Below are 9,575 nucleotides of genomic sequence, written 5' to 3' on the forward strand. Positions count from 1 at the left end.
CCGTCACCTCGGCCGGTCGAGTCGCTGGATGAGCAGGTCGGCGAGGCGGTCGCGACCGGCCGGGGCCGCCGCGTCGGTGAGGTAGATCGCGTTCAGCAGCTGGTCGGTGGCGAGGAGTTCGCTGCGCGAGCGTTCCAGGAAGCGGGCGATCAGCTCGTCCCCGTCGCGCGCCGCGTCGTCGCCGAGGTGGGCGCGTACGAAGGTCGCCAGGCGCTGGTGGTCGGGGCGGCCGAGCTCCAGGTGGATGCAGCGGCGCATCAGCGGGGCCGGGAAGTCCCGCTCGCCGTTGCTGGTGAGGACGGTGAACGGGAAGGCGGTGCACCGGACCCGGCCGTCGCGCACCGTGACCTTCTTGCCGTCGTCGTCCAGGACCAGGGCCTCGCCGTCGGGCAGCCGGTCGGCGATCCGCTCCAGCTCGGGAATCCGGAACTCGCCCTCCTCCAGCACGTTCAGCAGGTCGTTCGGCAGATCGATGTCGCTCTTGTCGAGTTCGTCGATGAGGAGCACCCGGGGCCGGTCCGAGGGGAGCAGCGCGGTGCCGAGCGGCCCGAGCCGGATGTAGCTGCCGACGGCCTCGGCGGCCGTGTCGCCGCCCGCGCCGCTGTGCGCGGCGATCTGGACGTCCTGGAGGCGGGCGATCGCGTCGTAGTGGTAGAGCCCGTCGAGCAGGGTGGTGCGGCTGACGACGGGCCAGCGCAGGACCCGGCCGAGGCCGAGTTCATGGGCGACGGAGTGGGCCAGGGTGCTCTTTCCGGCGCCGGGGACTCCGGTGACCAGGAGCGGGCGCCGCAGATAGAGCGCGGCGTTGATCATTTCGAGCTCCTCGGCGCCCGGCCGGTGGAGTTCGGCGATGTGCCGGTGTCCGCCGAGCCTGCGGTCGGCGGAGCCGTCCCCGTCCCCGTCCCCGCCGGTGTCCGCCGCCCGGGCCGCGAAGTCCCGCCAGGGCGGCGGTGGGGGCAACTGCCCTATTCCGTCGTGCGGTTCGCCGGCCCCTCGGTAGATGAGCCACTCGCTGGGTTCACTCATGTCGGGTTCCTCGTCCTCGTTCGGGGAGATCACGGCGCCTGCAGGAAGAGGCCGGGGGCGGTCGGCCGAGGGGGCCCGTAGAGCAGGGCGATGCCTTCCGACCAGTAGGTGTCGGTGCGGCCCTCGCGCACCCCTCTGCGCAGCGCTTGGACGCGCTGCGGGAGCCGGGCGGCGCTCTCGGCGCCGTCGACCGTGTCGACCACCCGGAGGTGGAACTCGGCGCAGGCGGCGGCCCGTTCGTCCCTCGGGCGCCGCCACAGAGCCACCCCGTACCCGGCGGTGAGCAGCCGGACGAGCCAGTCGAGCCCCCGGGCGTCGTCCCGGCCGCCGTACCGGCAGAGCACCGGTACGGTCCGGTGCTCCAGCCCCCGCAGCTCGGCGGTCGGCGGTACGGGGACGCGCAGGCCGTCGTCGCAGTCGAGGACCGCGGCACGGGCCGGACCGGTGTGGACGCGGTCCCAGCGGGCCGCGCGCTCCTCGGCGTACGTCTCGTGCCCCTCGTACGTTCCGTACGCGCCGGACTCCTCCGGGTCCGGCTCCGGGCAGCGGGCGACGACCGGCCGCTGGACGCCGAGCGGGCGGCCGTCCCCGGGCAGCTCCCACCGGTCCACCTCCAGGTCGAGCAGCGCCGGGCCCGTCACGACCTGGAGGATCGCGGGGTCGCCCGGCTCGTCGCACATGCGGAACGCCTTGCCGAGCGGGGCGGCGAGCCGGGCCGGGAGTTCGTCGAGGCGGGTGCCCCGGTGGTTCTCCGCCACCGGGAGGTCCTCGTCGTGGGGGCGGGCGACGACGCGCCAGTCATAGCGGTCCGGTTCCCAGGCGCGGGCCTCCAGGTGCAGCGCGACGACCGCGGGCGCGGGAGGCCGGACCGGCGCGGGGTCCGGGGCGGCGGCCGGGGCCCGGTGGCACGCGTCCTGCTCGCGCAGCCGGGCCAGCTCGCCCCGGAACGGCCGGCGCAGCCCGCCGGCGGTCTTCTCCACCCAGTCCCACAGGGCGTCCTCGGCGAGCTTGGTGGACGGCAGGACGTAGGGGCGTTCGGCGGTGGCGGCGGCCACGCAGTAGCGCAGCACCCGCTCCAGTGCCTCGTCCCCCCTGCGGGCGTCGTGGAGGACGCCGAGCCCGTCGCGCCAGCCGCGCGGGGCCGGGACGCCGAAGGCGCGGTGCGTGTACCCCAGGCCCTTGAGCAGGTCGAGCAGGCCGCGGGTGCTGACCGGGGGCGGGAGCGTGGCGAGCCGCCCCAGCAGGTCGGCGCGCTGCTGCGGGGTGAGCGCCGGACCGGCCGACGCGCCCAGCTCCCACTGGACGTCCGCCCAGGTCTCCCGGGCGTCGAGGGGGCTGTTGTGCCGGTCGGCGTGGTAGCGGTCGTGGGCGTGGAACACGGCCTGGTACAGGTCGTCCGGCTCGGCCGTGACCGCCCGCTCCGGCACCGGCAGCGTGCGCAGCCGCTCCACCCCGATCGCCGTACCGCCGTCCGTGTCGGTGGCGCGGGACTTGAGTACGCCGACGACCTCGCCGCGCGCCAGGTCGACCAGGGGCCCACCGGACATGCCGGGGTACAGCTGGCTCGCCTCGATCAGCACCTGGGCATCGCCCTCGGACCCGTCGTCCAGGGTGCCGACCACCCGGCACTCCCGGCCGAGCCGCCGGGGCTCCCCGGCGCCGCCGTCCGCCCAGCCCGCGAAGTAGTACGTGCCGCGCCGCAGGCCGGTGGAGCGCTCGCTGACGTACACGCAGGGGTGCTCCACGGGGCGCAGCAGCTGGACGAGGGCGAGGTCGGGCGAGGGCCAGCCGCCGGTGCCGGGCCGCTCCTCGGGCAGGGCGGCCCGGACGGCGCCCTCGACCCGGACGGCCTCGCCGCGCGCGGTCCGGTACACCACGTCCACCTGACGCCCCCTCCCCTCCCCCGCGACATGTGCGCACGTGAGGACCCAGCTCGGGGCGACGAAGAAGCCGCTCCCCAGGAAGTCGCCGTGCGGCCCTTCCGGGTCATACCCGGGCCCTGCCCGGTGGATGCGCACCGTGGCGTCCCGCACGAGGCTCGTCAGCGCGGATTCGGCGTCTTCCCCGTCCTGCCACGCGCCCCCGTCCCGCGGGGGTGTCACGATCCGCTTCCGCCGTCCGCCCCGGTGCGACCCGTGTGCGCCGGTGCACCGGCGGACGCTCCGTCGCCCGGTGCGGGCGGGTCCGGGGGCGGCGGGCCGCCGTTCCAGGTCAGGGTGACCTTGAGGGAGCCCTTGGCCTCGCCGTCCGCGAGGAGCCCGACGACCTTGCCCGCCTTCGCGGTGAGCTCGATGCCGAACTCGACGCTGACCGTGTCGGGCCGTACCGACCTGAGCGGCCCGGCCAGCGAGCGGGCGACGCTGGTCACGACGGAGTGCAGGTCCTCGACCCGGGCCTGCACCCGGTCGGCGACGTTCCCGGCGCCGATGTCCGAGAAGGACGGGCCCGGTCCGGGCCGCGCCAGCTCCTGGGCGTCGGAGATCCGTGCCCAGACCTCCGTACCGTCGGGCATCTCGATCCGCGTGATACGGGCACCACCGTCGGCCATGAAACCCCCCGTTCCCCAACTACCCGCAGGTTAACGGTAGTTACCCATCGGCGCGAGGTGTGCGGCGCGGGACGCGGGGGTGCTCACGACCGGTTCTTGGCGGTGGCGCGGGAGGCACGGGCCGCGGCTCCGGAGGGCTGCCACCAGGCATTAGGCTGGTCGGCATGTACTTCACCGACCGTGGCATCGAGGAGCTGGAGAAGCGCCGGGGCGAGGAGGAGGTCACTTTCGAGTGGCTCGCCGAGCAGCTCCGTACGTTCGTCGACCTCAATCCCGACTTCGAGGTGCCGGTCGAGCGCCTCGCGACCTGGCTGGCCCGCCTCGACGACGAGGACGACGAGTAGGTCCCCTCAGGGGGTTCCGGCGGCCTCCTCGGCGGCCCTGAGCCGGTCGTAGGCCAGGCCGAGCGCCCCGTGCGCCAGCAGCAGCGCGCCCGCCAGCGCCCAGCCGCCGCCGCGCCGGAACCCGAGAAGGACCAGCGGGAGCCCGGCGGCGAGCTGGGCGGCGGCCAGCGCGCGGGCCCGGGGGCCGCGGACCCAGGGCCCGAGGCGGCCGCTCTCGACCGCGTCCAGCTCGGCCCGTACCGCCCGCCGCCAGCCGGTCCAGACGAGCGCCTCCGACTCGGGCCGCTCGTCGGCCATCGCGTAGAGCCGCTCGCCGGGGGTGTCCGGGTCGAGGCCGGGCGGCAGCACCAGCCCGATCCGGGTCAGCACGGCGACCAGCCCGCGCAGCCGGATGCGGGCGTCGGCGTCCGCGTCCGGCCGGGTCAGCTCCTCGAGCGCCTGGACGTCCAGCACGGGATCGAGGCCGAGGCGGTCGGCGAAGGTCCGCATCGCCTCGTCCTCACCGGCCGGGGTGCCGTCGGCGAGCCAGACGTAGCCGACCGGGCGGCGGAATCCCGTCGCGAGGGTGTACCCGGCCCGGTCGCCGTCCCACCACAGGGCGAGTACCGACCAGGCCGAGCCGACCGCGAGCGCTGTCGCCCATCCGGCCACCACCCGGTCGACCGGCTCCACGTCCGCGGCCCCGCCGGCGCCCGTGTCCCCCGCACCGCCGCCCTGCCAGGGCTTCCCCTCGGGGACCAGGACGGACCAGCCGTCACCGGCGGGGGCGAGCAGCATCCGCTCGCGCAGCAGATGGGCCACCGGGCGTACGGCCCCCGGATCGGCCCGGCACAGCAGCAGCGCCCCCGCGGGGGATGTCGCGTTCATGCCTCACACGCTAGGGCACCGTGTCCGTGTTCGACACCATTTGCCCCTCTGTCGCCCGTACAGCACCCTGTCCGCGGACCACATACGGACCCGACGGACCCCGAAGGACCCCCGACGGGCCCCCGGCAGCCCCGGACGAACCCCTGACAGGATCCGCCGGGCCTTGACTTCCGCATGGCGCGATATATCGTGTTCAACAAGAGACGCGATATGTTGCGTCATTCCGTGTTCCCGGGAGGTCAGATCCATGCCTGTGTCGACCTGGGCCGTCGCCGAGCCCCAGAAGCTGACCTTCGACGGCCCCGTGACGTCGCTCGACGTACGCGTCGTCGGCGGCACGGTCAACGTGGTGGGCACCGACGAGCCGACCGCCCGGCTGGAGGTCACCTCGATCGAGGGGCCGCCGCTGATCGTGACCCAGGAGGACGGGGCGCTCACGGTCGCCTACGAGGATCTGCCCTGGCAGGACTTCCTCAAGTGGTTCGACGGCAGGGCCCGGCAGCGCAGCGCGGTCGTCTCGCTCGCCGTACCGGCCGGATCGGCGGTGAAGGTCGGGGTGGTCGGCGCGGGGGCCGTCGTCTCCGGCATCCGCGGCCGGACCGACGTACGGGGCGTCACCGGCGACACCACGCTCGTCGGGCTCGGCGGTCCGGTCCAGGCCGACACGGTCTCCGGGAGCGTCGAGGCCCAGTCGGTCGCGGGCGAGCTGCGCTTCCACTCGGTCTCCGGCGATCTGACCGTGGTCGAGGGCGCCGGGGCCGCCGTGAAGGCCGAGTCGGTCAGCGGGAACATGGTCCTCGACCTGGACCCGACCGGGCAGCCCACCGACATCCGGCTGACCACGGTCTCCGGCGAGATCGCCATCCGGCTGCCGCACCCGGCGGACGCGACGGTCGAGGCCAACACCGCGAGCGGTTCCGTCTCCAACGGCTTCGAGGACCTGCGGGTCAGCGGCCAGTGGGGGACGAAGAAGATCACCGGCACGCTCGGCGCCGGGACCGGGAAGCTGCGCGCGACGACCGTATCGGGTGCGATCGCCCTGCTCCGCCGCCCGCCCGCCGAGGACGGCCCGTACGATGCCGAGCCGACCGGAAAGGTGCTCTGACATGCCTCCCGTATTCGCCCACGGCCGCCTCCGCCTCTACCTGCTGAAACTGCTCGACGAGGCCCCCCGCCACGGCTACGAGGTGATCCGGCTCCTGGAGGAGCGCTTCCAGGGGCTGTACGCCCCCTCGGCGGGCACGGTCTACCCGCGCCTGGCGAAGCTGGAGGCCGAGGGGCTCGTCACGCACGCCACCGAGGGCGGCCGCAAGGTCTACTCGATCACCGACGCGGGCCGCGAGGAGCTGGCCGGCCGCACCGGCGAGCTGGCCGATCTGGAGCTGGAGATCCGCGAGTCGGTCTCCGAACTGGCCGCCGAGATACGGGACGACGTGCGCGGCGCCGCAGGCAAGCTGCGCAGCGAGATGCGGGCGGCGGCGGACGAGACCCGGCACACCCCCTCCTCCGGCCGCAAGAGCCCCCGGGAGACCCCCTTCGGCGACTTCGGGGACCTCACCGACACCGAGGCGTGGCGCGCGGCGAAGGAGGAGCTGCGCAAGGCCAAGCAGGAGTGGAAGGAGCAGGCCCGCCGGGCGAAGGACGAGTCCCGCCGCGCCCGCGAGGAGGCCCAGGAGGCCCGCCGCCAGGCCAAGGAGGCCCAGGAGCGGGCGCGCGAGCAGATGCAGAACGCGGCCCGCCAGGTCCAGGAGCACTTCGCGCGCGGCGACTGGCCCGCGGGGATACGGGACGGACTCGCCGAGATCACCGGCCAGCTGGGCGGCCTCGCCCGGACCGGCGGCCGGCCCTCGTACACCAAGCCGGCCCCCGCGGGGGCCGACCCCGACTGGGGCCGGGACACCCCCGGCACCGGCGACCCGGCCCGCGACCTGGACCGGCTGCTGGACCGCTTCCGCGACGACATCCGCGACGCGGCCCGGGACCGGGGGGTCACCGAGGAGCAGCTGGCCCAGGCCCGGGGGCATCTGTCGACGGCGGCGGCCCGTATCGACGCGCTGCTGCGCGGCGCCGGGAAGGCCGCCGACGAGGACTGACGCCCCTGTCCCGGCCGCTGTCACGGCGCGGTGGCCCCGAGCCCGGCCGCCCTCACCGTGACACGGGCTCCGGCCCGGCCGACGTCACCGCGGCGCGGACCGGGTCCCGGCCGGTGTCACCGCGCCCCCGGCCCCGTCCCGGCCGACGTCACCGCGACCCCGTCCCGGTCACCGTCACCGTGACGCGTGTCCCCGGGCGGGCCCGGAGCCGGACCTCTAGCCCGTGCCTGCGGATGCTGGCACGGCCCTCGACCGCGACCCGCCACCGCCCGGCCGTCGGCGGCAGCGAGATCTCCGTGCTGCCGCCCCGGCCCGCGGTGTACGCCAGCCGGTAGACGCGCGCCACGTCGTCGTAGGTGTCGGAGCGGACGGTTCCGGCGACGGCGGGGGCGTACGGGGTGGCGGTCCGCTCCTTGTTGGCGGCGAAGTCCCCGTTCTCGTCCAGGGCGCAGTAGCCGCCGCCGTAGCACCACACCCAGCCCGCCCAGCCCGAGCTGTAGCGGCTCAGGGAGGCCATCGCGTCCCGGAAGAAGCGGCCCATCTGCGGGAGCTTGTTGTTCAGCGGGCCCCATTCGCCGACGACGACGGGGATCTTCTGCTGCTTCGGGTACGCGGTGACGGCGGCCTCGTACGACTCGATCCAGCCGGCCGCCGGGTCGTAGTCGGCGCCGGCCTCCATCGCGGTGTTGTAGAAGTGCGGGGCGTAGACGGTGCGGTGGTCCTTGATCGTGCCCAGCCCGGTGGGCACGCCCTCGCCGACGATGGGGGTGGGTTCGACGAACAGCCAGTTGTCGCGGTCGGCCGAACGGACCGCGCGGGCCAGCCGGTTGTACATCGGGGTGATCTGCCGGGCCTCGATGCGGCGGGCGGCCGTCGCCAGGTCCTCGCCCTCGCGCAGCTCCCCCATCGGCTCGTTGATCAGGTCGTAGCCGAGGACGGCGGGGTGGTGCCCGAAGCGCTCGGCCACGACCTGCCACATCCGGGCCTGGGCGCGCTGGAGGTCGGCGTCCTGGTAGAGGTGGGTGAAGGCGCGCTGCACGGCCGGCTCGAAGTACCCCGCGAACCAGTCCTCGGGGTGCGGGGTGAAGGGCAGGCCGTCGGTGCGGGTCGCCCAGGCCGGGATGCCCCGGGAGCCGAACGCCGGTCCGAACACGTCCTGGTGGGCGTCGAGCAGCACCTGGATGTCGTACTTCTGCGCCCAGTCCAGGATGCGGCCGATCCGGCGCAGGTACTCCGCGCTGTAGTGGCCCCGGCGCGGTTCCAGGTCGTCCCAGAAGAAGAGCACCCGGGCGAAGTTGAAGCCCTTGGCCCGCAGATCGCGGAAGTGCTTCTCGGTGATGGCGGACAGCGCCTGGTCACCGCTGTTCGCCTTGTCCGCGACGCTCCATCCGCGCAGGGTGAGCGTCCGGCCCCGGTCGTCGGTGAGCCGGGGAATTCCGGCCCGTTCCGACGGGGCCGACGGGGCCTGCGGTGCTGGTCGTGCCGGTGGTGCGGGGCGTGCGTCGGCGGCGGGGGCCAGGGCCCCCGCCGCGAGCACGAACGTCGTGATGATCGAGGTGACGGCACTGGCCGTCCGTATCCGCGTCCGCTTCAGCATGGCGCAGATCAGAGCACCTCACCGATCACACCTCAAGAGCAGGTGAGCACAATCTTGCCGAAGTGGTCGCCCGCCGCCAGCCGCTCGAAGCCCTCGCGGGCCCGGTCCAGCGGCAGCACCTCGTCGATGACCGGCCGCACCCCGGTGGTCGCGCAGAAGGCCAGCAGGTCCTCCAGCTCGTCCTTGGTGCCCATGGTCGAACCGACGACCTTGAGCTCCAGGAAGAAGATCCGGGTCAGCTCGGCGTGGGAGGGCCGGTCGCCGCTGGTCGCGCCCGAGATGACCAGGGTGCCGCCGGGGCGCAGCGACTTCACGGAGTGGGACCAGGTGGCCGCGCCGACCGTCTCGATGACCGCGTCGACCCGCTGCGGCAGCCGCGCACCCGGCTCGAAGGCCTCGAGGGCGCCCAGCTCGACGGCGCGCTTCCGCTTGGCCGCGTCGCGGCTGGTGGCGTAGACCCGCAGTCCGGCGGCCCGGCCGAGCACGATCGCGGCGGTGGCGACCCCGCCGCCCGCCCCCTGGACGAGCACCGAGTCGCCGGGGCGCACCCCGGCGTTGGTGAAGAGCATCCGGTACGCGGTGAGCCAGGCGGTCGGCAGGCAGGCGGCCTGTTCGAAGCTGAGCTCCTTCGGCTTGGGCAGCACGTTCCAGGCGGGGACGGTGACCTGCTCGGCGAAGGTGCCCTGGTAGCGCTCGGTGAGGATGGAGCGGGGCTCCCGCGGGCCGACCCCGTGGCCGCTCTGGCCGATGACGGAGTGCAGGACGACCTCGTTGCCGTCCTGGTCGATCCCGGCCGCGTCGCAGCCCAGGATCATCGGCAGCTTGTCCTCGGCGAGGCCGACGCCGCGCAGGGACCAGAGGTCGTGGTGGTTGAGGGAGGCGGCCCGGACGGTGACGGTGGTCCAGCCGGGGCGTGCCTCGGGGGCCGGGCGTTCGCCCAGTTCGAGGCCGTCGAGGGGGCGGTCGCGGTCGATGCGGGAGGCGTAGGCGGCGAACATGGCCCCGACGATAGGCCGGGGTGCGCCGGGGCGTAACCGCCCACGGGTGTGACGCGCGCCGCGCGGGGCCGGCCTCCCGCACGGAGCCGGTCTCCCGCGCGG

General features: G+C 74.8%; 9 protein-coding genes. 3 read left to right on the forward strand and 6 right to left on the reverse strand.

Annotated features, from left to right (window positions below; genetic code table 11):
• Positions 1-3: 3 nt before the first annotated feature.
• Genes ACFCV8_RS20280 through ACFCV8_RS20290 form a run of 3 tightly spaced genes read right to left on the reverse strand, consistent with a single transcriptional unit; the run spans position 4 to position 3,574 of the window.
• Positions 4-1,026, reverse strand: coding sequence for an AAA family ATPase (locus tag ACFCV8_RS20280; protein WP_376686764.1), 1,023 nt, complete (start codon positions 1,024-1,026; stop codon positions 4-6).
• Between the two features lie 29 nt (positions 1,027-1,055).
• Positions 1,056-3,128 (reverse strand): trypsin-like peptidase domain-containing protein, encoded by a 2,073-nt coding sequence (locus ACFCV8_RS20285; protein WP_376686765.1) that lies wholly within the window; start codon positions 3,126-3,128, stop codon positions 1,056-1,058.
• Positions 3,125-3,574, reverse strand: a complete 450-nt coding sequence (locus tag ACFCV8_RS20290; protein ID WP_376686766.1) for a CU044_2847 family protein — start codon at positions 3,572-3,574, stop codon at positions 3,125-3,127. The genes ACFCV8_RS20285 and ACFCV8_RS20290 overlap by 4 nt, the downstream gene beginning before the upstream one ends.
• A 164-nt stretch (positions 3,575-3,738) precedes the next feature.
• Between ACFCV8_RS20290 and ACFCV8_RS20295 the strand changes: the two genes are divergently transcribed.
• Entirely contained in the window at positions 3,739-3,918 is a 180-nt protein-coding gene (locus ACFCV8_RS20295; RefSeq protein ID WP_003992906.1) for a DUF6104 family protein, read from the forward strand.
• Between the two features lie 6 nt (positions 3,919-3,924).
• Here ACFCV8_RS20295 and ACFCV8_RS20300 read toward each other — a convergent pair whose 3' ends face one another.
• Positions 3,925-4,785 carry a hypothetical protein gene (locus ACFCV8_RS20300; protein ID WP_376686767.1) on the reverse strand — a complete coding sequence of 287 codons (861 nt, stop codon included), beginning with the start codon at positions 4,783-4,785 and terminating at the stop codon, positions 3,925-3,927.
• 247 nt (positions 4,786-5,032) lie between these two features.
• On the opposite strand from ACFCV8_RS20300, the gene ACFCV8_RS20305 reads away from it, so the two are divergent.
• Positions 5,033-5,890, forward strand: coding sequence for a DUF4097 domain-containing protein (locus ACFCV8_RS20305; RefSeq protein WP_376686768.1), 858 nt, complete (start codon positions 5,033-5,035; stop codon positions 5,888-5,890).
• A 1-nt stretch (position 5,891) separates the two neighbouring features.
• The gene (locus ACFCV8_RS20310; protein ID WP_376686769.1) at positions 5,892-6,878 is read left to right on the forward strand and encodes a helix-turn-helix transcriptional regulator; all 987 of its coding nucleotides are present in this window, start codon (positions 5,892-5,894) and stop codon (positions 6,876-6,878) included.
• A gap of 148 nt (positions 6,879-7,026) precedes the next feature.
• On the opposite strand, the gene ACFCV8_RS20315 is transcribed toward ACFCV8_RS20310, so the two are convergent.
• Together ACFCV8_RS20315 and ACFCV8_RS20320 are read right to left on the reverse strand one after the other, a co-directional pair.
• Positions 7,027-8,475 carry a cellulase family glycosylhydrolase gene (locus ACFCV8_RS20315; protein ID WP_376686770.1) on the reverse strand — a complete coding sequence of 483 codons (1,449 nt, stop codon included), beginning with the start codon at positions 8,473-8,475 and terminating at the stop codon, positions 7,027-7,029.
• A gap of 32 nt (positions 8,476-8,507) precedes the next feature.
• Positions 8,508-9,473, reverse strand: a complete 966-nt coding sequence (locus tag ACFCV8_RS20320) for a zinc-binding dehydrogenase (RefSeq protein ID WP_376686771.1) — start codon at positions 9,471-9,473, stop codon at positions 8,508-8,510.
• Positions 9,474-9,575: the final 102 nt, after the last annotated feature.

Origin of the sequence: Streptomyces sp. NPDC056347, assembly GCF_042262625.1 — a bacterium.
GTDB lineage: Bacteria > Actinomycetota > Actinomycetes > Streptomycetales > Streptomycetaceae > Streptomyces.